Source organism: Sphaerimonospora sp. CA-214678 (assembly GCF_050942215.1).
Lineage (GTDB): Bacteria > Actinomycetota > Actinomycetes > Streptosporangiales > Streptosporangiaceae > Sphaerimonospora.
Window position 1 is genome coordinate 4,838,525 of sequence record NZ_CP192056.1, and the last position, 20,612, is coordinate 4,859,136.

The window sequence follows — 20,612 nt, forward strand, 5'->3', positions numbered from 1 at the left end:
CCGCCCCGCACCCGTCTGAATCACTCACCGACACGGCGTTCCCTCCCGCCACGGCGTCGGCGTCCCCCCTCACCGCCGTCGCCGGTTCAGCCATTCGTCAGCTTGACAGACCAGCCTCTCTCTGCCAGCAGACCGGGACGGAGAACACGTCTTCGTCCAGACCGCGCCGGTTCGTCGGCAGCCCACGAATGACCGACTGCCTGGAAGGACACCCCAGTCACGATGAGTCCCGACATCACCCAGCACGGGGTCAAGCCACAGTTCGCCACCCTACGGTCGCTGCCCGCCATCGACCGATACACCCCGCTCGGCCCACACCTCGCCATCGCCCCGACCGTGAGCGTCGTCATCCCCGCGATGAACGAGGCGGAGAACCTCCCGCACGTCTTCGCCACCCTGCCCTCGTGGGTCCACGAGGTCGTCCTCGTCGACGGCAACTCGGCCGACGACACGGTCGCGGTGGCCCGCCGGCTCCGCCCCGGTCTCCGGGTCGTACGGCAGCGCGGCCGGGGCAAGGGCAGCGCGCTCGCCGAGGGGTTCGCCGCCTGCACAGGTGAGATCATCGTCATGATCGACGCGGACGGCTCGACCGACGGCCGTGAGATCATCCGCTTCGTCGGCGCGCTGGTCAGCGGCGCCGACTTCGCCAAGGGATCCCGCTATCTCGCCGGCGGCGGCAGCGACGACCTGACCATCAGCCGCAGGCTGGGCAACAGCATGCTGCGCATGGTCGTCAACCTCGTCTACGGCACCCGCTACACCGACCTGTGCTACGGATACAACGCGTTCTGGGCCCATCACCTGCCCGTCCTCGACCTCGACTGCGACGGGTTCGAGGTCGAGACGCTGATGAACATCCGCGCCGCCCGGGCCGGGTTACGCGTACACGAGGTGCCGAGCCACGAGCGCTGCCGCATCCACGGCACGAGCAACCTCAGGACGGTCAGGGACGGCCTGCGGGTGCTGCGGACCATCGTGCGGGAGTGGCGTCGTGAGCCGCGACCGGCGCCGTCCGCCGGCGCCACACCGGTGGCCGACAAGGGCGCGGCATGAGCCTGCGGATCTCCGTGGTGATCTGCGCCTACACCGAGGATCGCTGGGACGACATCCGGGCGGCGGTCGAGTCGGTGCGCGCGCAACGGCGGCAGCCGTACGAACTGATCCTCGTGGTCGACCACAACCCGGCGCTGCACCTGAGGATGAAGCGGGAGTACGCGGACGCGATCGTGCTGGAGAACGCGCACGAGCGTGGGCTGTCCGGTGGCAAGAACACGGGGACGGAGGCGGCCACGGGCGACGTGGTCGCCTTCCTCGACGACGACGCGGTGGCCGATCCTGAGTGGCTGGCGGCGTTCGAGGCGGACTTCGCCGACCCTGCCGTGGTGGGCGTGGGCGGCCTGACCAGGCCGCTGTGGGCGGGCGGCCGCCGTCCCCGGTGGTTTCCCGAGGAGTTCGACTGGACGGTGGGCTGCACCTATCGGGGCATGCCTGCCGAACGTGCCCCGATCCGGAATGTGATGGGGGGAAACGCCGCGTTCCGCCGGGAGGTCGTCGGCGCGGTCGGCGGGTTCAGCACGCACATCGGGCGCAGCATACGCGGCGGCGCAAGCAGGCCGCTGGGCTGCGAGGAGACGGAGTTCTGCATCCGGCTCACGCAGCGGCGCCCCGGCTCGGTCCTGCTGTTCGAGCCGGGCGCTGCGATCGGTCACCGCGTCTCCGCCGAGCGTGCGCGCTTCGCCTACTTCCGGTCCAGGTGCTTCGCCGAGGGTCTGTCGAAGGCCATGGTGACCCGCAGCGTGGGCGCGGGCGACGGACTGTCCAGCGAGCGGAGCTACACGTTCCGGACGCTCCCGCTGGGCGTGCTGCGCGGGCTCGGCGACGCCGTACGCGGGGATCTCGCCGGGCTCGGCCGCGCGGCGGCGATCATCACCGGGCTGGCCTGGACCACCTGGGGTTACATCGTGGGCCGCGTGCGGGCAGGAACGGCGGCGGAGGCGGGCCGATGACCCGGGTGCCCATCCTGATGTACCACTCGGTGACCGACCGGCCGACCCCCGGGACCCGCCCGCACGCGGTTCGGCCGGCCGGCTTCGCCGAGCAGATGGCCTATCTGCGGGACCACGGGTTCACCGCGCTGGCCTTCGGCGAGCTGACGGCCGCGCTGGACGCGGGCGCTGAGCTTCCCGAGCGTCCCGTCGTGATCACCTTCGACGACGGGTACGCCGACTTCCACGAGATCGCCCTGCCCGTGCTCGACCGGCTGGGCCTGCGCTGCACGCTCTTCGTCACGAGCGGCTGGGTGCGCGACGCCGGGCCGCAGGCGGCGGGCCGGCCGCTGGACCGGACGCTGAGCTGGAGCCAGATCCGCGAGGCCGCCGGGCACGGCGTGGAGATCGCCGGCCACAGCCACAGCCATCCCCAGCTCGACCAGATTCCCGACCGCGAGCTCCGGGAGGAGCTGCTGCGTAACAAGGCGCTGCTGGAGGAGCGGATCGACCGGCCCGTGCGCACGATGGCCTACCCCTACGGCTATTCCAGCGCGAGGGTGCGGCGGGCGGTGCGCGAGACGGGCTATCAGGCGGCCTGCGCGGTGAACAACGCCGTCGCCGCCGGTCGCCATGACCGGCTGGCCGTTCCCCGGCTCACGGTGGGACGCGATATCACGCTCGCCCGTTTCCGCCGGGCGGTCGAGGATCGCGGAATGCCTCTCATTTATCTCAAATATCGTGCTTTCACCGGAGGTTACGCAGTCGTGCGCCGAACGCGTTCCGCTTTACGAGGCGTTGCCACTCGCCAGTAACAATCATGATTCGCGAGGTGTTAGCGCGAGTTCGAAAGGGGAGAAAACACCCGACCGAGGATTTGAGGGGGCATCGTGGCCCAAGCATGGCTGCCCGGCGCCAGCCGGCTTCCCTCCCTTCAGGATTCCGGGGTGATGCTCGGCGGCGCTCCGCGCGCCGTCTGGTTCATCTGGCCCGCGGATCCTCAAGCGGTTACCGCCAAGTCCGTCGCCCAGCGGCTCATCCAGCTCAATCGCCCCTCCCACCTGGTGTGGAACCCGGTGACCGGGGAGATCGTCCAGCTCATCCCGCCCACCAGGGCGGCGAGCGGGCTGGTGGGCGACCGGGGCAGGAACGGGCGCGTCTGCGTGCAGATCCGCGTCATCGGATCCACGCACGAACCGTTCACCGATACCAAGCTCGACGGCCTGGACGACATCCTGGAGTGGCTGGACTCCTGGGAGGTCCCCCGTCGCTGGCCGTGCGGGCCGCCGCTGCCCTACCCGCACTCGCTCGTGGCCGAGCGCAGCTGCCGCCTATGGTCGCTCGGCGGGCACTTCGGCCATTCGCAGGTGCCGGGGACCCGGGAGGGCGACCCGGGCTCGATCGACATCACCAGGATCGTCGGTCCCGCTCCCGCCAAGCTGCAGGTTCCCCCCGAGGACCTGCGGCTGCTGGAGCAGGTGGTCTGAGGCCCCGGCGGATCACGGCGCGGCGAGCAGCCGCCGGATCACCGTGCAGGCGTGCCGTACGTCGGCCTGTGAGGCCGAGCCGTACCCGACCACGAGGCCGTGCACGCGCGGCGGGCCGTGATGGTGGCGGTCGACGGTGTCGAGCAGCACGCCGTGCCGGCGTGCCCGCTCGACCAGCCGGGGGACGACCTCGGCGGGCAGCTCGATCACCATGTGCAGCCCGGCGGTGTCGCCGCGCACGAGCGGCCCGAGCGGCCCGAGGGTCTCAACGATGATCGCGCGGCGCCGTGCGTACTCCAGCCGCATCCTGCGCAGGTGCCGGTCGAGGTCACCGCGCTCCAGGAGGGTCGCCACCGCGGCCTGCACGGGCCCGGAAGTGCGGTCGGTCAGGTCCTCCCGGACCCGGGCGATCAGGTCGAGCAGGTCTTCCGAGGCCACCAGCCAGCCGAGGCCGACGTCCGGGCTGAGCGACTTCGACAGCGTGCCGAGCAGGACCACCCGGCCGGGGTCGAGGCCGTAGAGCGCGGGCAGCGGCGCGACGTCGTAGCGGAACTCCGCGTCGTAGTCGTCCTCGACGAGGATCGCGCCGGTGCGGCGGGCCCATGCGAGCAGCCGTTCCCTGCGCGGTATCGGCAGCCGCCCGCCCATCGGGTACTGGTGGGCGGGCGTGGTGTAGAGCACCCGCAGGTCGTCCGGCAACGCTTCGACGATCACCCCCTGGTCGTCCACCGGGCACGGGACGATCTCGGCGCCCCGGGCGGCGAAGATGCCCCTGGCCTTCCGATAACCGGGCTCCTCCACCCCCGCCCTCGGCGCGGGCTCGCCGGGCCGGGGCCGCAGCAGCACGGCCGCGATGAGGTCGAGCCCGTTGCCCGTGCCCCTCGTGACCATGACGTCGTGCGCGGAGGCGGGCACGGACCTCGCCCGGCGCAGATGCTCGGCGAGCAGCTCGCGCAGCCGGGGATGACCGTAGGGGTCCGGGCGATCGTCCGGCGGGAGGGCCCCGGCCGCGCGCCAGGCCCGCCGCCACGCCGCCATGTCGTACGCGGACGCCCACGGCCGGCCCGGCCGCAGGTCGATCACCCTGTCCACCGGTCCGGTGCGGACTCGACCGCCCGGACGTTCTCGCCGCTCGGGCCGGGCCGGCCGCCCTCCGTGATCGACGCCGTCCGCCACGTACGTCCCCGAGCCGTGCCGTCCATCCACCCAGCCCTCGGCGTAGAGCTGCTGGTAGGCGACCATCACGACGGTCCGGCTCACGCCGAGCACGGAGGCGAGCCCCCGGCTCGACGGCAGCCGCTCGCCCGCCCTCAGCCCGCCGGTGCGCATCGCCTGCCTGAGCAGTTCGGCGAGCTGCGCGGTCAGCGGCACCGGCGACGATCGGTCCAGGGTCAGGGGAAGGTCGATATGCCCGCGCACGTGTTCTCCGGTGAAGTGGTCTCGCGAGAGCGACCGGAAGTGGACATGTTCCGCATGTCCAGTGCCACCTAACGTAACGGACATGCTCTCCACGACACTACGGACGACCCTGAACCGTGCCAAGGATCGCGCCCGCACGGACCGCGCCGACCTCTACGCGGTCCTGGACGCCGGCCTCATCTGCCACCTCGGCGTGGTGGCCGGCGGGCACCCGATGGTGATCCCGACCGCGTACGGCCGGCGGGACGACTTGCTCTACCTGCACGGTTCGACCGGGGCGACCTCGCTGCGCGCCGCGCTCGACGGCCCCGTGTGCGTCACCGTCACCCACCTCGACGGCATCGTGCTCGCCCGCTCGGCCTTCCACCACTCGGCCAACTACCGCTCCGCCATGATCTACGGTACGGCCCGGCACGTGGAGGACTTCGACGAGCGGCTCGACGCCCTGCGTGTGATCACCGAGCAGCTCGCCCCGGGCAGATGGGAGACCGTCCGTCCGCCCACCCGCAGGGAGATCGCCGCGACGGCCGTGCTCGCGTTGCCGCTCGACGAGGCCTCCGTCAAGGTGCGGCAGGGCCCTCCGATCGACGATGAGGAAGACTACGACCTGCCGATCTGGGCGGGGGTGCTGCCGTTGACCGTGGGCTGGGGCGCCCCGGTGCCGGATCCGCGCCTGGCCGCCGGCATCGCCGTACCCGCCCACGTCCGCGACCGCGGGTGAACCCCGGACCGGGGACGGATTCCCCCACCCGGGGCGGACGGCTCACCATGCTCCGAAACGGATGAAGCGGCTCGGCCGGCCGCCGCCAGAGAGACCCTCGGGACCGGATGACGGTGATCGTCCTGCCCGTTGTCGTGCTCTTCGAGCACCACATGGCACCAGACCTCCCAGGTGGCGAACGGGATTCCTTCATCTGAACCGGCAAATTACCCAATTCGCCACAAACCACCACTGTTTCCGGACTTTTCTGCTTATTGCCCCTTTGGTCACTAAGCTACGGTCTCGTCATGGCGGGGGCCCGGGCGATGAGGAGACCCTATGCACGGCCAGACGGATGCCTGGCGCGTCCCCGGCTACACGGAGATTCGCGAGTTGGGCAGGGGCGGCGCCGGCAGAGTCGTGCTCGCGCGGCACGACGCCGACGACATCCTGGTGGCCATCAAATACCTGTCCGGCGAGCTCATGTCGGACCTGCATTTCGTCGCCAGGTTCCGGCACGAGGCGAGCCTGCTCGCGTCGATGGAGCCCAGCCCGCACGCCGCGAAGTTCTATGAATACGTGGAGGTCCCCCGGGGCGCCGCCATCGTCATGGAGCTGATCAACGGCGTCTCGCTGCGCGCGATGCTGCGCTCGGAGGGCCCGACCGGCCCCGAGGCCGCGCTCGCCGTGCTCAAGGGGTCGCTGCTCGGTCTCGCCGCGGCGCACGGCGTCGGCGTCGTACACCGCGACTACAAGCCCGAGAACGTGATGGTCGAGGCCGGCGGCACGAGCAAGCTCGTCGACTTCGGCATCGCCGCGCACATCGGGCAGGGCGCCGCCGCCTCCGGCACGCCGCCGTACATGGCGCCGGAGCAGTGGTCGGGTGGCACGACCAGCCCGGCCACCGACGTGTACGCCGCGACGGTCGTCTTCTTCGAGTGTCTGACCGGCAGCCGGCCCTTCCGCGCGCAGAACATGGCGGCGCTGGCCCGCCAGCACCAGGTCACCCCTCCCCCGGTGGAGGAGGTGCCTCCCTCGCTGCGCGGGCTGGTGGAGCGCGGCATGGCCAAGCGGGCCACCGACCGGCCGCAGTCGGCGCTGGAGTTCCTCCAGGAGCTGGAGATCGTCGCCGCCGAGGTGTACGGCCCCGCCTGGGAGGAGCGGGGCAGGCGCAGGCTCGCCGCGCTGGCCGGCCTGCTGGTGCACTTCTTCCCCCTCGCCGAGGAGGAGCCCGAAGTCGGCACGTCGGTCGCCGAGACGCATCTCGGCCGCGGCCCGCTCGGCAAGATGAGCGTGAAGATCGGCCTGACCGTGGTGGTCATGGCCGCGATCACGGGCGGCACCGCGGCCGTGGTCGGTTCCCTGGCCGGGACCACGCTTCAGGCCGGTGAGACCGTCGTGTCGCCGGTCGCCTCGCCCGCCGATCCGCTGACGCTCGCCCCCGCGACGGACGAGCCGGCCGAAGAGGTCGAGGAGGATCTCGACGACGAGGAGGTCACCGAGACGCCCGCCGCCGCCGATCCGAAGCCGACCGCATCGAAGAGCCCGAAGGCACGGCCCAGGCCGACGGCGACCCGCGGCACCGTACGGCAGCCCACGTCCCGGCCGACCACCGGTCCCACGGCCAGGCCCACGCCAAGGGCGACGCCCAGCCCCACACCCAAAACCACGCCGACGCCGAAGCCGAGCCCGCGGCCCAGTCCGAAGCCGACGACCAGCCGGCCGTCGCCGTCCCCGTCGACGCCGGAGCCCACCGCCACGATCACCCTGCCGCAGAATCCGCCGCGCACGACGTCGCCCCCGTCGTCGAGGCCGACGCCCACCCAGAGCACCTCGTCCCCGGATCCGACCGGTGGGGACACCGGGCCGACCCGGCTGACCAGCACTCCGGTGGCTCCGGATGCGAGCGTCGTTCCGATGGGCGCGTTCGCTCTCGGCCTGATGACGACCGGCCTCGTTCCGGCCACACTGGCGGTGAAGCGGGCGGCGGGAAGGCGCCGCCGGCGGGACTCGAGGTGACCGATGAGCGAGGGCGCGACGATCGCGGGGCACCGCCTGACCGGCCGCACCCGCGCCGGTGAACTCGGCGTCTGGCACGACGCGGTCTCTCCTGCGGGAGTCCCATCGAGCGTGCTGCGGTTCGACCCGAACCTGCTCGACGGGACCCAGGCGCGTGACCGGGTCGTCGCCGCCGTGCGTGCGGACCTTCTGCTGCTGAGCCGGGGCGACCCACCGTCGCTGCTGCCCGTCGCCGACCTGGTGACGGCGCGGGGCGAGGTCTGGTTGATCACCACACGCCGGGCCACGCCGACCCTCGCCGAGCTTCTCGACGATTCATCGGCCGGTGCCGGGTCCGGCATGGCGGGGTCCGGCATGGCGGGGTCCGGCATGGCGGGGATCGACCCGGCCGCGGCGGTCGCGATCCTCGTGGAGACAGCGCGGGCGCTGCGCACCCTCCACGCCTCGGGGCTCACCCACGGCGCGCTGCACGCCGGCACCGTGGTCGTCGGGGACGACGGATCGGTGCTCCTGGCCGAACGGGGCCTGCTCGCGGCGCTCCGGCACACGTCCCCCGGAATGGGCACGACTGTGGACACGGCTGAGGACACGGCGTCGGACACGACCGGGGACACGGCCGCCTGGGCGGCGCTCGCACGGAGCCTGGCCCGGCGCCTCGCGCAGGATTCCGTACGGGGAACGACGTCCGGGCCCGCGTACGGCGAGGCGGCCGCACTCCTCGACCGGGCCGCCGCCGTGGCCCTGGCCCGGGGACTGGACGCGGCCGGTGAAGTCCTGCGCACCTGGCGCGACGTGCTCGCCCCCGGCACGATCCGGCTGGCCGGGGCCGTCCGGCAGTGGACCTCGGGAGGCGTCCCGGTGGCCCCAGCCCCCGCCATGAGGCCCGGCGCCGACGAGGCCGTCACACTGCTCGACCTGTCGGGCCAGGGCCTGCCCGGTCCTTCCGTGACCCCGGCCGGCCGTACGGCACAGCGGGACGGCGACATGATGCGCTTCGGACCGGGAGTGCCGACCGAGACGACCGCCGAGCAGATCTGGCGCTCCGGGCAGGCCCCCACGGCCCGCACACGGGCGATCGCGGACACCGCCCAGCGCCGGCGCGGGCGGCGGACGACCACATGGGCAGGCACCCTGCTGCTCGCGGTGCTCATCGCCGCCGGGGTCCTGGGGCTGCGAATGTGCGCACCCGGTCCCGATCTCGCCGTGCTGAAGGTGGACGTCAAGCTGCAGAAGAAGACCGTGGGCTGCGACGGCAGGGCCGACTTCACCGGGGTCGTCACGGCCAACGGCGGCGGCGGGACGATCCGCTACGAGTGGCGGCGCAGCGACGGCGAGAAGATCGAGCAGGAGCAGAGGGTGCGCTCCGGAACCACGTCCCTGGACTTCCCGCTGCACTGGACGGTGAAGGGGTCGGGATCCTTCCGCGGCACCGCGACGCTGCGCGTCCTGTCCCCCACCACGACGGGGAAACCGCTACAGGATAAAGCTAGTTTTTCCTACAAATGCTGACTTCACTAGTGTGGCCCGCATGACGACGACCCCCGCCGGCTGGTACCCCGACCCGTACGGCTCCCCCGACCTCCGTTGGTGGGACGGCACGCAGTGGACCGACGCCACGCATGCCAGGACGCAGCAACCAGGCGGGCCAGGTCAACCGGCCCGATCGGGTGAACCCGCCCAGTCCGCCCACCGGGAGGCCGGCCACACGGCCCATCTGGGATATCCCGGGCGACCGGGCGATCCCCTCCCGGCGGCGCAGGCGCCGTACGCCGGGGTGCCCCCGCAATCGGAACATGCCGTGCCACCGGAACAGCCGTCGCCGCCCGCACAACCCGCACAACCCGCGCCGCCCGCACAACCCGCACAACCCGCGCCGCCCGCACAACCCGGGCAGGGCCGTCGGTGGCCGGATCAGGGCGCGCCGTCCCAATCCCACCGGCAGGCGCCACTCGGACCGCAGCCATCGGGGCAGCAGACCCGCGACCTTCCACAATGGGGCAGTCTGGGGCAGACCGCACAGCTTCCGGTGCCGGACTTCGGTCCCCCGCCACAGCGGTCCTCACCATGGCCATGGGTCATGGGCGGCGTCGCCCTCGCGGTCGCGCTCGCGCTCGTCATCGGCGGTGTGGTGTTCCTCGTCAACAACCGCGCCGAGTCGGCGGCCTCAGGGCCGCGTCCCGTGCCCACATCCCACCTGGACGAGGCCGTTCCCCCGTCGGCCGAGCCGACGCCGGCGCCCCCGCTCCCCGAGCTGCCCCAGCCCTCCGGGGGACGGATCAGCGATCCCGACACCGGACTCTCCTACGTCTATCCCGGCGAGTCCTGGATCGTGCCCAAGGCGGCCGAGACCAACGAGCCGCGAGATCCCAACCGCCCGCTGTGGACGAGCGCGTGCCTGGCCATGTCGCAGCAGAACTACGACGGCCAGAACAGTGACTGGATGGCCTCGATCTACACCGGCCGCCTCCCCCAGATCTTCCCCCACGACGGCCGGGCGAACCTGGAGGGTCTCGCCGGGGCCCTCCTGTCGGTCTACGAGCCGGTCTTCTATCCGCTGCCGCACGCGCGGAAGATCGTGCGCAACGAGGCGGCGAAGGTGGGCGACCGTCAGGCCTGGGTGCTCGAGTTCGAGCTGGACTTCTCCCAGGTCTCCGCGGCCAACTCGCTGAGCTGGAAGACCGAGAAGGCGGCGTTCGTCCTGGTCGATCAGGGCGACGGGCAGCGACCCGCCCTGCTTTACCTGTCCATTCCCGACAATCTGGACCAGTCGGTGTACAAGCGGGTGCTGGACTCGCTCGAAGCCAGGTGAACGCCCGACTACTCTTGAGTCATGACTGACCCGCTGGTCTGGATCGACTGTGAGATGACCGGGCTCGACCTCGGCCGTGACGCGCTTATCGAGGTGGCCTGTGTCGTCACCGACGGCGAGCTGAACCAGTTGGACGGGGGCGTCGACGTCGTCATCAAACCCCCGGCCGAAACGCTTGAGCAGATGTCCGAGGTGGTGCGGGAGATGCACACGGCCTCGGACCTGCTGCGCGCGCTGGCGGCCGGGGTGACGCTCGCGGAGGCCGAGTCCCTGGTGCTCGACTACCTCCGTTCCCACGTGGCCGAGCCCAAGAAGGCGCCGCTGTGCGGCAACTCGATCGCGACCGACCGCGCGTTCCTGGCACGCGACATGCCGCTGGTGGACGCGTTCCTGCACTACCGGATGATCGACGTCTCCTCGGTCAAGGAGCTCGCCCGGCGGTGGTACCCCAGGGTCTACTTCGCCGCGCCGGAGAAGCAGGGGGGGCACCGGGCCCTGGCCGACATCGTGGAGAGCATCCGGGAGCTGCGTTACTACCGCGCGGCCGTCTTCGTGCCCCAGCCGGGGCCGGACTCGGCCACCGCCAGGGAGGTCGCCGAGTCCGTCTCCGCCTCCTGACCGGCCCGGGGACTCCCGGTCGCCGGACGACCGGTGGACACGCCGACTCCAAAATGCCGCTACACTTTCTGTCGTACGCCTCAGGGCGGGCATGGTGGGTGTAGCTCAGCTGGCAGAGCGCCAGGTTGTGGTCCTGGATGTCGTGGGTTCAAGTCCCATCACTCACCCGGTGCGGCGATGGCCGGTCCCGATGGGATCGGCCATCGCCTTTTCTGTCCCCAGGACCCGGGATCGGGACGCGACCACACACAGAGCACAATAGGTCACGCATCGGTCACGTTCGGTCGCGACCTCGATGGTTCCGCCGTTAACCTGGTGTTCGATCCCCTGCTCGTGCCCAACACTCAGGGAGCGGCCACCCCATGCCGAACAGGCAACACAATGCGATATGCCCCGGTTGTCATGGACCCGGACGCATCGTCATCTACCGGATGGCGATCGCGAACGGCCGGGCCGGGACCGCTGGTGTCGAAGAACGGTGCAAGGACTGCGAAGGCAAGGGATATGTGACCTTCGAGGTGGAGGCCGCGGAGCCCGCACCCGAAGATCGGTGACGTCACGACGATCTTCCCCGGCTTGAACGCCGCCCTCAGGGAAGGGGCACCACCCTCAGGGAAGGGGAGGGAGATGTGGAACGACGTCTTCCTTCCGGGGACACCGGTGCTGGAGATCTTCATCCGGGGCACCGTCGTCTACCTGGCGATCTTCTTCATGCTTCGCTTCACTCCCCGGCGCGAGGTCGGCTCTTTCAGCACCACCAACCTGATCGTGATCGTCATCATCGCCGACGCCGCCCAGAACGCGATGGCCGGCGAGTATCACTCGATCTCCGACGGACTTCTCCTCGTGGCGACGATCGTCGGCTGGTCGATCGTGCTGGACGCCGCCGCCTTCCGCTGGCCCGCGGTCGCCCGGATCGTGAAGCCCCCGCCACGCGTCCTCGTCAGGAACGGCCGGCCCGACCGGCGCAACCTCCGGCGCGAACTCATCACCGAGGACGAGTTGATGGCCCACCTGCGTGAGCAGGGAACGGAGGAGCTGAGCGAGCTGGACGTGGTGCTGGAACCCGACGGGCGGGTGAGCGTGCACAAGCGGGACGAGGCGGGGCAGGCGTAGTATCTCTTTCCGGGCCGGCAATGCCGAGCCGGCCCCGGCGGTCGGTCCTGGCGATCTTACGCAAGTTAGTCAGGCCCCATTGTCCCCAAAGTTGGTGATTGGGGGTTATGCTCGCTGTCAACCGCCGCGGGGGGAGGCGATCTTTGTCCTCTTCGACGGAGGCCTGATGAGAGTCGACGACCGTACCGGAATGGGGCTCAGCAAGCGGGAAGCCGAAGTCATGGAGTTGATCGCCACCGGTCACTCCAACGGCGAGATCGCCCAGCGCCTCTTCCTCAGCGAGAAGACCGTGAAGAACCACGTCAACCGCATCTACGCCAAGCTCGGCGTCGAGTCGCGGGTCACCGCGATCGGCCGCTGGCTGGAGGCGGCCGAGGACGCCGACACATGAAGACGTGACCCCGCACCGCCCGGGAACGCCCCGATGCCCGCGCTCGGTGCCGTCCAGGGGTGAGGCCGTGCCGTCGGGCGGGCCCGGGCCGAGCGCCCGGCATCGGCTCAGCCGGGGTCGCGGCTGAGCGCCTGACGCAGACCCGCCAGGCCGTGCTCCAGTTCCTCGGGCTGGACGGACAGCGCGGGGCGCAGCCGTACGGACCGCTCGCCGCACGTCAGGACGAGGATGTTCTCCTCCTCACGGAGCCGGGCGACCAGCTTGGCGGGATCGGGCACGTCGAAGGCGCACATCAGCCCGCGTCCCCGCGCGTTGGCGACGAGGCCGTCGGCCTCCAGCCCCTGGAGCGCGCCGAGCAGCTTCTCCCCCAGGATGGCCGCCCTCGGGATCAGCCCGTCCCGCTCGATGATCTCCAGCATCCGGCGGGAGCGCACCATGTCGACCAGGCCGCCGCCCCAGGTGGAGTTGATCCGGCCGCTGACCGTGAAGACGTTGTCGGGCACCAGGTCGACCCTGCGCCCCGCCATGATGCCGCCGACCTGCACCTTCTTGGCGAAGGCGACGATGTCGGGAGCCAGGCCGAGCTGCTGGTACGCCCAGGGCGTGCCGGTCAGGCCGACCCCGGTCTGGACCTCGTCGAGAACGAACAGGGCATCGTTCTCATGACAGAGCACCTGCATCGCCTGGAGGAACTCGGGGCGCATGTGGTTGTCGCCGCCCTCGCCCTGGATCGGCTCGGCGATGAAGCAGGCGATGTCGTGACGGAATCGCGCGAACGCCTCCCTGGCCTGCGCCAGCGCGCGTTCCTCCGCCCGTTCGACATCCCCGAGATGGATCGCGGGGACGTCGATCCGGGGCCAGCCGAGCTTGGGGAACCGGTCGGTCTTCACGGGGTCGGTGTTGGTGAGCGAAAGCGTGTAGCCGCTGCGGCCGTGGAAGGCCCTGGTCAGGTGCAGCACCCTGGTGCCGAGCCCGGGGTGCCGGCCGTGGGCCTCGTTCCAGCGGCTCTTCCAGTCGAAGGCGCACTTGAGCGCGTTCTCGACGGCCAGCGCGCCGCCCTCGACGAAGAACAGGTGCGGCAGCTCGGGATCGCCGAGCACCCGCTGGAACGCCGTCACGAACTCGGCCAGTTCCACGGTGTAGAGGTCGGAGTTCGCCGGCTTGTTCGCGGCCACCCGGCCGAGTGACTCCAGGAACTCCGGGTCGTCCGCGAAGGGGTTCATGCCGAGCGGCGACGACGCGAAAAAGGTGTAGAAGTCCAGATATCGCCTGCCGTCTCGGGCGTCGACCAGCCAGGAGCCCTCACTCCTGTCCAGATCGAGCACGAGCCGGTAACCGTCGACCAGCAGATGCCGTGAGAGTGCGCCATGCACAGCACGGGGATCCATGCCACCTCCACAGTTCGCCGCTGACAACACTATTCCCTCACATACCGGGTTAATTGTGAAGAGTTTCGAGCTATATGTGGCTTCTGGCGAACATTTTTCATACCGGGAGGGAAGGAGCCGACGGCGTCGGCCTGCCGTACGGCACGGCCGGGCGGGGCCCGGGAGGCGACCGGGACTACAGCGCCCGGAGGAAGCGGGCGGCGATGGGGGCGGCGGCGCCCGCGCCGGTGCCGCCGTGCTCGACGAACACGGCGAAGGCGACGTCCCCGCGATATCCGATGAACCAGGCGTGGTCGGGGCCGCCCTGCCAGTCCTCGGCCGTACCGGTCTTGCCGGCGGTCCCCTCCGGCAGGCCGTCGCCCGCCGCGGTCCCCTCGGTCACCACCGCGCTCATCATCGTGCGCAGCCCATCGGCCACGCCCTGCTGGAGCGGCACGGCCTCCAGCCGGGCCGCGGCCGGCTCCGGGGTGTCGACCAGCCGCGGCGGACGCCACTCCCCGCTGCGCACCGCGGCCGCCACAAGCGCCATGCAGAGCGGGGTCGCCTCGACGGTGCCCTGGCCGAAGGAGTCCTCGGCCAGGAAGTCGGGGTTCTCGGGATGGCTCAGGCTGCCGCAGGTGCCACCGATGCCGGTGTCGATCGGCACCCCGAATCCGAACAGTCGTGCCTGCTCGACCAGCGCGTCCGCGTTCAGCCGCTCGATCGTCAGCCGGGCGAACGTGGTGTTGCACGACAGCGCGTACGCCTGCCGCAGCGTCACCGTCCCGTGGTCCTCGTCGTGGTAGTTGGGGATCAGGCGGTGGTTCGGGATCTGGTAGGCCGCCGGGCACTCCACCGCCGTGTCCGGGGTGAGTCCGGTGTTCAACAGGGCGGCGGCCGTGATCGTCTTGAACGTCGACCCCGGGGCGTACTTGTGCTCGAACGCCCCCCGCGGCGTGGTGCCGCCCAGACGGTCGGCGACCGCGAGGATCTCCCCCGTGGACGGCCGCACCGCGACCAGGGCGGCCGGATGCCCGACCTCGTCGAGCGCCCGCGCCGCCGCCGCCTGGGTGGCCCACTCGACCGTGGTCTTGAACTGCTTCGGCGGCCTGGGCCTGTGCTCGATCAGCGGCCTGGCCGGCTGCCCGGGGTTCTCCAACCGGATCGCCCAGGCCGCGTCCGTCCCCTCGGTGGGAAGACCGGCGCCCCCGGAGACGACGGACGACAGGCGGGTGAGGTAGTCACCGGCCCAGCTGTCCTTCGGGAAGGGCCGCCCCTCGCGCGTCACCGGTCCCTGCGGCGGCGCCGGGGTGGTGACCCGTACGATCTGCCCGCCGTCGGCGAGATCCGGGTGCACGACGGCGGGCGTCCAGACGACCTTCCACGCGAGGTCCCGTACGGCGAGGTGCAGCGTGGACCGGATCGTCCAGGTGCCGTAGCCCGGCACCGCGCGTTCCTGCGTGAAGGGAACCTCCGCGGTGTCGTCGCCGCTCGTCGCGGTGTCGCCGCCGGTCGTCACGGCCGTCTCGGGTGTGAAACGTGCCGGCGACAGCACGGCGTCCTCGAAATCCCGGTGCCGGGCGAGGAAGTCGCCGGGCGGATCGTCCACCATCTCGCGCATCGCCTCGAAGTCGCCACGCGACCACGCCTCGAGGTAGTCGTCGGCGGTCTCCCGGGGTGAGCCGTCGGGCTCGGTCAGCAGCTCCAGCGTCGGCGGGGACTCGTCGGCCGGGGCGGCAGGCCCCGCCGGAGACTGGGTGGCCGTGGAGTTCTGCCCGCCGGACACGATCAGTCCCACCACTCCGGAGACGAAAATGGTGGCCGCGACCGTGATCAGGGCGAGCAGGGCCCGGTTCCGCATACGGTTCTCATATCACGTGAGAGGAGATATGGGGTGGCAAGGGAAAAAGAACCCCTTTCGGGCCGCTATCCCGTGACCTTCGGGGAGGTCGAGCTCCTGCGTGACCTCGATCGGCCGGACGGCTGGCTGCTCACCATGGACGGCATCCCGCAGTCGTACGTGGATCTGAGCGATCCGACATACCTCGACTTCACCTACGTCCAGTTGATGGCCGAAGTGATCGACTGCCTGCCCGAGCGGCCCCTCGACGCCGTCCACATCGGCGGCGGCGCCTGCACGCTCCCCCGCTACATCTCGGCGAAGCGGCCGGGTTCTCGGCACCTTGTGGTGGAGCCGGACGCCGGGCTGGTGCAGCTCGTCCGCGAACAGCTCCGGCTCAAGTCGGTCCCCAGGCTGAAGGTACGCGTCCTGGACGGCCGCAGCGCCGCCGGCGGGCTCCCGGACGACTTCGCCGACCTGTTCGTGCTGGACGCGTTCTCCGGCGCGACGATGCCGGTGGAGCTCGCCACCGCGCAGTTCATGGCGGAGGTCGCCCGCATCCTGCGCCCGGACGGGACCCTGCTGGTCAACGTGGCCGACGGCAAGGGCCTCGCCTTCGTCAAGCGGGTCGTGGCCACGATCGGCGGTGCCTTCCGGCACGTCGCGCTGCTGGCCGAGCCGGGCATCTTCCGGGGCCGCCGGTTCGGCAACCTGATCGTGGCCGCCTCCCCCGCCGAGCTGCCCATCGGCCCGATCACGAGGAGGGCCGCCGGCGGCGGCGTACCGGCCAGATGCGTGTCCGGCGAGGACCTGACCCGGCTGATCGCGGGCGCCCACCCCATCCGCGACGGCGACGCCGTGCTCACCCCCGTGCCGCCGCCCGACCTGTTCGACTAGATCCGGCCGGGCCCGATGGCGGCGGACCCGGTCAGACCTGATGGCCGGCGACGATGGCGTCGATGCGGGCGGCGAGCTCGTAGTCGAGCTCGGTGAGGCCCCCGGCGTCGTGCGTGGTCAGCGCCAGGTGCAGGGTGCGCCAGCGGATGTCGATGTCGGGATGGTGGTTCATCGCCTCGGCCTGCTCCGCGATGTCGTTCACGATCGCGATGGCCGTACGGAAGTCGGGGGCGACCACGGTCCTGCGGATGGTGTCGCCATCCCGCCGCCAGTCGGAAACGTCGTTCATATCCCCACGAGACCATGAACCAGGAAAGCCTGCCAACCCGTCACTCCCCAACAGAAAACGGAGCAAGCGATGCCCCTGCAGATGACCGGCGCCCCCGGTGATCCCGATCTGATCCGCCTCCCGTGGGATCTCCCGCTGGAGGAGTGGCCGGAGCACCACCTGGTGACGTTGCCGCGCGGCATCTCCCGGCACGTCGTGCGCTTCGCCAGGCTGAGCGGACGGGTCTACGCGATCAAGGAGATCAGCGAGCGGTACGCCAAGCGGGAGTACCGCCTGCTGTGGGACCTGGCCCGCCACGACGCCCCGTCGGTCGAGCCGGTGGCGGTGGTGACCGGGCGGACCGCCGCCGACGGCTCAGCGCTGGACTCCGCGCTGATCACGCGGCACCTGCAGTTCTCCCTCCCCTACCGGGCCGTGCTGTCCGGCACGGTACGGCCCGACACGCTGACCCGCCTGCTGGACGCGCTGGTCGTCCTGCTCGTACGGCTTCACCTGACCGGCTTCTACTGGGGCGACTGCTCGCTGTCCAACACGCTGTTCCGGCGGGACGCCGGGGCGTTCGCCGCCTACCTGGTCGACGCCGAGACCGGCGAGCTCCATCCGGCCATCAGCGAGGGCCAGCGGACGCACGACATCGAGGTCGCACACGTCAACATCTACGGCGAGATGCTGGATCTGGAGGCGGGCGGGCTGCTGCACCCGACCATCGACCCGCTGACCTTCGCCGACCAGCTCGTCGAGCGGTACGAACGGCTGTGGGCCGAGCTGACCCAGGACGAGATCATCGACGAGGTCGACTGGCACCGGGTGGACCAGCGGATCCGCCGGCTGAACTCGCTCGGCTTCGACGTCGCCGAGATGATGGTGCGCCGCAAGGCCGGCACCTCGCGCCTGATCGTACGCCCGAAGGTGGTGGACTCCGGGCACCACCAGCGCAGGCTGCTGCGGCTGACCGGGCTCGACGTCGAGGAGAACCAGGCGAGGCGGCTGCTCAACGACCTCGACTCCTACCGGGTGTCGAACGGCCTGCGCCACGAGGACGAGGCCATCGTGGCGCACCGCTGGCTCGCCGAGGTGTTCCAGCCGGTGGTCAGCGCTGTCCCCGCCGAGCTGCGGCGCAAGCTGGAGCCCGCCCAGATCTTCCACGAGGTGCTCGACCACCGCTGGTTCATGTCGGAGGCGGCGGGCCATGATGTCGGCGTGACGGCGGCGGTACGGTCCTACGTGGACAACGTCCTGGTGTTCAAGCCCGACGAGAACGCCGTCATCACGACCTCTGACTAGCCCCCTGATCGGCGTCTGGTCAACCCTGATCGGCTCTGATCGGTCTGATCGGCTCTGATCGGCTCTGATCGGCTCTGATCGGCCGTCTGATCAGCCGTCGAGGAGGCGGGCCAGGTAGGCGGCCGCCTCCGGGATGCGGTCCTCGCCGAAGACCCGGATGCCGCTGCCTTCCAGCAGTGCCGTGGTCACCCCCCGGCCGGGCGTCGTCCGGCCGCCGAAGGCGCCGTCGTAGATCCGCAGGGACCCGCACGACGGGCTGCCCTCCTTGAGGATCGCCAGCCTCGCCCCGGACGACGTGGCGGCTGCCAGGGCCCGCCGGGCGCCCAGCAGGAAGGCGTCGGTCACGTCGCCGCCGTCCGGGGTGCGGATGCGGGCGGCGCCCGCCAGTACGGCCGCGCCGCCGGCGCCGCCCTCGATCTCGGCGGGCGGCCGGGGAACGGGCAGCCCGCCCTGGACCTCGGGGCAGAACGGGACAAGCCGCCCCTCCGCCCGCCATCTGGCGAGCGTCTCGTCGTCGCTGGTCTTGGCTCCTCCGTCGTATCGCACCCGGCTGCCGAGCAGGCACGCGCTGACCAGGATCCGTTCCATGTCTCCCATTCTGTACGCCTGCCGCCCATGCCCGGCACGACCCGGCGACGGCAGAAATATGAAAATAATTCAGGAAGATGAATTACTATTCCCGGATCAATAATCCTTACTCTTCGTGAATAAAGGGTCTATCTGATCCCATATCAGGTCATCGGGTCATCTCCGCGTGCTCCTCTAATGTTGGCCGGGCTGAATCGGCGGACTTGCGAGGAGTTGCCGGTGATCCGGACCGAGGACTGCCTGTCGGAGGCGATGTCCATCCCGGGTGCCCTGCACGCGGTTCTCGTGCACCACGCCAGCGGTACTCCGGTGGCGGTGGAGGGCACACCGGACCCGATACGGGCGGCGGCCGGGATGACGGAGGCGTTCCGGGCGATGCTCGACGGGATCGCCCTGGCGTCCGCCGGTCGGACCGACCGGATCGAGGACGCCATCATCACGACCGAGACGAGCTACCACCTCATCCGGCCCGTGGAGATGGCGAAGGACGGGCCGCTGCTGCTCTGCCTGCGCCTCGACCTGGAACGCGCCAACCTCGCCTTGGCCCGGCGGCGGCTGAAAACGCTCGCCCACCGGATGCACGACCGCCTGCCGGACGAGGTCGAGACCGGCCCGGCACTGCCGCGGCGCGTCCCGCGGCCTCCGCCGCGCCGGCCGCCGGCCGGGATCACGTCCGGAGCCTCGCCCGAGATCGCGTCCCCGATCTCGGGCGGGGCCCCGGACGAGACGGCGGGAGAGGTACCCGCCGACGTGAGGCTGCTCATCAGGCTGCGCGCCGCGCTGGAGGCGCTGCCGTGATCGTGCGCACCTGGTTGAAGAAGCGAACCGGAAAGGCTGTCCCGATGGATCTGCGCCGTGACGTGCACGAGGAGCTCGTCCTGCTCAGGAGCCGCGCACCAGAGATCACCGGCGTGCTCGCCTGCACAGTGGACGGCATGCTCGTGACGACGGATCTGGCCGCCGAGACCGAGCAGACGGCCGCCCTCACCTCCGCGCTGCTCTCGCTGAGCCGCCGGATGACCGAGCTCGCCGGGGTCGGCGATTTCGAGGAGACCCTCATCTCCGGCAGCCGGGGCCACACCGCCTGCTACGCCGCCGGCCACAGGCTCGTCCTCACCGTTCTCGCCGGGCCGGGGGCCAACCTCGGCCTGCTCCGGATCGAGGGCCGCAAGACGGCGGCCAAACTCGCCGCCATCATCGACCACCAATAGGAGAAGAACATGCCGAACATGGACATCTCGCTCAAGGAAATGCTCGCCATCGACGGTGCGCTCGGCGCCGCCGTGGTCGACTACGGCAGCGGCATGGCCCTGGGCACGCTCGGCGGCTCGAAACAGCTCGATCTCCAGATCGCGGCGGCGGCCAACACCGAGGTGGTGAAGGCCAAGCTGCGCGCGATCGAGGCACTGCAGCTCAAGGAGGGGATCGAGGACATCCTCATCACGCTCAGCACCCAATATCACCTGCTCCGCCCGATGACCGGCCGGAGCGGCAACGGACTGTTCCTCTATCTGGCCCTCGACCGCGGCCGGGCCAACCTGGCGATGGCCCGCCACCGGCTTCGTGCGATCGAGGCGCGGCTGGAGGTCTGACCACCGGGATCGGCGCAGGCCGGCCGGGCACGATCCGCGTCGATCCGATCGCGACCCGGGTCCGCCCGACCGGGCACAAGGTCCTGATCGGCCGCGGCCGCGGTCACGTGTCAGCCGCCGCCGATCACCCCGATTTGACCAGAGATCGATCCCCCATTGGGTGATAAACGGCTTTAACTGGGCAGTTAGCAGAGGTCTTACTGACATATGG

Annotated in this window: 21 protein-coding genes, 1 tRNA gene and 1 pseudogene; 18 read left to right on the plus strand and 5 right to left on the minus strand. The window is 70.9% G+C overall.

The features are described 5' to 3' along the window. Positions 1-222 precede the first annotated feature (222 nt). From ACQP1K_RS21670 to ACQP1K_RS21685, 4 genes are all read left to right on the plus strand, one after another. Positions 223-1,053 (plus strand): glycosyltransferase family 2 protein, encoded by an 831-nt coding sequence (locus ACQP1K_RS21670; protein ID WP_433497533.1) that lies wholly within the window; start codon positions 223-225, stop codon positions 1,051-1,053. Beyond that, positions 1,050-2,006 carry a glycosyltransferase family 2 protein gene (locus ACQP1K_RS21675; RefSeq protein WP_433497534.1) on the plus strand — a complete coding sequence of 319 codons (957 nt, stop codon included), beginning with the start codon at positions 1,050-1,052 and terminating at the stop codon, positions 2,004-2,006. Before ACQP1K_RS21670 ends, ACQP1K_RS21675 begins: the two co-directional genes overlap by 4 nt. After that, positions 2,003-2,800, plus strand: a complete 798-nt coding sequence (locus ACQP1K_RS21680) for a polysaccharide deacetylase family protein (protein WP_433497535.1) — start codon at positions 2,003-2,005, stop codon at positions 2,798-2,800. The genes ACQP1K_RS21675 and ACQP1K_RS21680 overlap by 4 nt, the downstream gene beginning before the upstream one ends. A gap of 75 nt (positions 2,801-2,875) precedes the next feature. Next, entirely contained in the window at positions 2,876-3,472 is a 597-nt protein-coding gene (locus ACQP1K_RS21685; RefSeq protein ID WP_433497536.1) for a hypothetical protein, read from the plus strand. A 12-nt stretch (positions 3,473-3,484) separates the two neighbouring features. Here the strand turns inward: ACQP1K_RS21685 and ACQP1K_RS21690 are convergent, their stop codons facing one another. Beyond that, positions 3,485-4,891 (minus strand): PLP-dependent aminotransferase family protein, encoded by a 1,407-nt coding sequence (locus ACQP1K_RS21690; RefSeq protein WP_433497537.1) that lies wholly within the window; start codon positions 4,889-4,891, stop codon positions 3,485-3,487. Positions 4,892-4,973: 82 nt separating this feature from the next. Between ACQP1K_RS21690 and ACQP1K_RS21695 the strand changes: the two genes are divergently transcribed. The 9 genes and pseudogenes from ACQP1K_RS21695 (at position 4,974) to ACQP1K_RS21735 (ending at position 12,544) form a co-directional block, all read left to right on the plus strand. After that, the gene (locus tag ACQP1K_RS21695; protein ID WP_433497538.1) at positions 4,974-5,612 is read left to right on the plus strand and encodes a pyridoxamine 5'-phosphate oxidase family protein; all 639 of its coding nucleotides are present in this window, start codon (positions 4,974-4,976) and stop codon (positions 5,610-5,612) included. A 318-nt stretch (positions 5,613-5,930) separates the two neighbouring features. Further along, entirely contained in the window at positions 5,931-7,610 is a 1,680-nt protein-coding gene (locus tag ACQP1K_RS21700; protein WP_433497539.1) for a protein kinase domain-containing protein, read from the plus strand. A gap of 3 nt (positions 7,611-7,613) precedes the next feature. Then, on the plus strand, positions 7,614-9,119 hold the full coding sequence (locus tag ACQP1K_RS21705; RefSeq protein WP_433497540.1) for a hypothetical protein: 1,506 nt from the start codon (positions 7,614-7,616) through the stop codon (positions 9,117-9,119). 19 nt (positions 9,120-9,138) lie between these two features. Continuing rightward, a pseudogene (locus ACQP1K_RS21710) lies at positions 9,139-9,237 on the plus strand (DUF2510 domain-containing protein); the annotation flags it as partial. A 450-nt stretch (positions 9,238-9,687) separates the two neighbouring features. Next, positions 9,688-10,419, plus strand: coding sequence for a hypothetical protein (locus ACQP1K_RS21715; RefSeq protein ID WP_433501680.1), 732 nt, complete (start codon positions 9,688-9,690; stop codon positions 10,417-10,419). A gap of 21 nt (positions 10,420-10,440) precedes the next feature. Continuing rightward, on the plus strand, positions 10,441-11,037 hold the full coding sequence (orn, locus tag ACQP1K_RS21720; protein ID WP_433497541.1) for an oligoribonuclease: 597 nt from the start codon (positions 10,441-10,443) through the stop codon (positions 11,035-11,037). A gap of 94 nt (positions 11,038-11,131) precedes the next feature. Then, positions 11,132-11,204: transfer RNA gene (locus ACQP1K_RS21725), tRNA-His, on the plus strand. Positions 11,205-11,664: 460 nt separating this feature from the next. Further along, complete coding sequence (locus ACQP1K_RS21730) at positions 11,665-12,153, plus strand: DUF421 domain-containing protein (protein ID WP_433497542.1); 489 nt, start codon at positions 11,665-11,667, stop codon at positions 12,151-12,153. Between the two features lie 166 nt (positions 12,154-12,319). Continuing rightward, positions 12,320-12,544, plus strand: coding sequence for a helix-turn-helix domain-containing protein (locus ACQP1K_RS21735; protein WP_433497543.1), 225 nt, complete (start codon positions 12,320-12,322; stop codon positions 12,542-12,544). A gap of 107 nt (positions 12,545-12,651) precedes the next feature. Here ACQP1K_RS21735 and lat read toward each other — a convergent pair whose 3' ends face one another. Continuing rightward, on the minus strand, positions 12,652-13,932 hold the full coding sequence (lat, locus tag ACQP1K_RS21740) for an L-lysine 6-transaminase (RefSeq protein WP_433497544.1): 1,281 nt from the start codon (positions 13,930-13,932) through the stop codon (positions 12,652-12,654). A 175-nt stretch (positions 13,933-14,107) separates the two neighbouring features. Next, complete coding sequence (locus ACQP1K_RS21745) at positions 14,108-15,772, minus strand: penicillin-binding transpeptidase domain-containing protein (RefSeq protein ID WP_433497545.1); 1,665 nt, start codon at positions 15,770-15,772, stop codon at positions 14,108-14,110. A gap of 33 nt (positions 15,773-15,805) precedes the next feature. Between ACQP1K_RS21745 and ACQP1K_RS21750 the strand changes: the two genes are divergently transcribed. Next, a complete protein-coding gene (locus ACQP1K_RS21750; RefSeq protein ID WP_433497546.1) occupies positions 15,806-16,648 on the plus strand; it encodes a spermidine synthase in 843 nt (280 codons plus the stop codon). A gap of 31 nt (positions 16,649-16,679) precedes the next feature. Here the strand turns inward: ACQP1K_RS21750 and ACQP1K_RS21755 are convergent, their stop codons facing one another. Beyond that, a complete protein-coding gene (locus tag ACQP1K_RS21755) occupies positions 16,680-16,937 on the minus strand; it encodes a 4a-hydroxytetrahydrobiopterin dehydratase (protein ID WP_433497547.1) in 258 nt (85 codons plus the stop codon). A gap of 69 nt (positions 16,938-17,006) precedes the next feature. Here ACQP1K_RS21755 and ACQP1K_RS21760 point away from each other — a divergent pair, with 69 nt between their 5' ends. Then, positions 17,007-18,221 (plus strand): DUF4032 domain-containing protein, encoded by a 1,215-nt coding sequence (locus tag ACQP1K_RS21760; protein ID WP_433497548.1) that lies wholly within the window; start codon positions 17,007-17,009, stop codon positions 18,219-18,221. Positions 18,222-18,311: 90 nt separating this feature from the next. Here ACQP1K_RS21760 and ACQP1K_RS21765 read toward each other — a convergent pair whose 3' ends face one another. After that, positions 18,312-18,809 carry a DUF523 domain-containing protein gene (locus ACQP1K_RS21765; RefSeq protein ID WP_433497549.1) on the minus strand — a complete coding sequence of 166 codons (498 nt, stop codon included), beginning with the start codon at positions 18,807-18,809 and terminating at the stop codon, positions 18,312-18,314. Positions 18,810-19,028: 219 nt separating this feature from the next. On the opposite strand from ACQP1K_RS21765, the gene ACQP1K_RS21770 reads away from it, so the two are divergent. Genes ACQP1K_RS21770 through ACQP1K_RS21780 form a run of 3 tightly spaced genes read left to right on the plus strand, consistent with a single transcriptional unit; the run spans position 19,029 to position 20,401 of the window. Continuing rightward, entirely contained in the window at positions 19,029-19,607 is a 579-nt protein-coding gene (locus ACQP1K_RS21770; RefSeq protein WP_433497550.1) for a hypothetical protein, read from the plus strand. Positions 19,608-19,651: 44 nt separating this feature from the next. Then, on the plus strand, positions 19,652-20,020 hold the full coding sequence (locus tag ACQP1K_RS21775; RefSeq protein WP_433497551.1) for a roadblock/LC7 domain-containing protein: 369 nt from the start codon (positions 19,652-19,654) through the stop codon (positions 20,018-20,020). A 9-nt stretch (positions 20,021-20,029) separates the two neighbouring features. Continuing rightward, complete coding sequence (locus tag ACQP1K_RS21780) at positions 20,030-20,401, plus strand: hypothetical protein (protein WP_433497552.1); 372 nt, start codon at positions 20,030-20,032, stop codon at positions 20,399-20,401. Positions 20,402-20,612 lie beyond the last annotated feature (211 nt).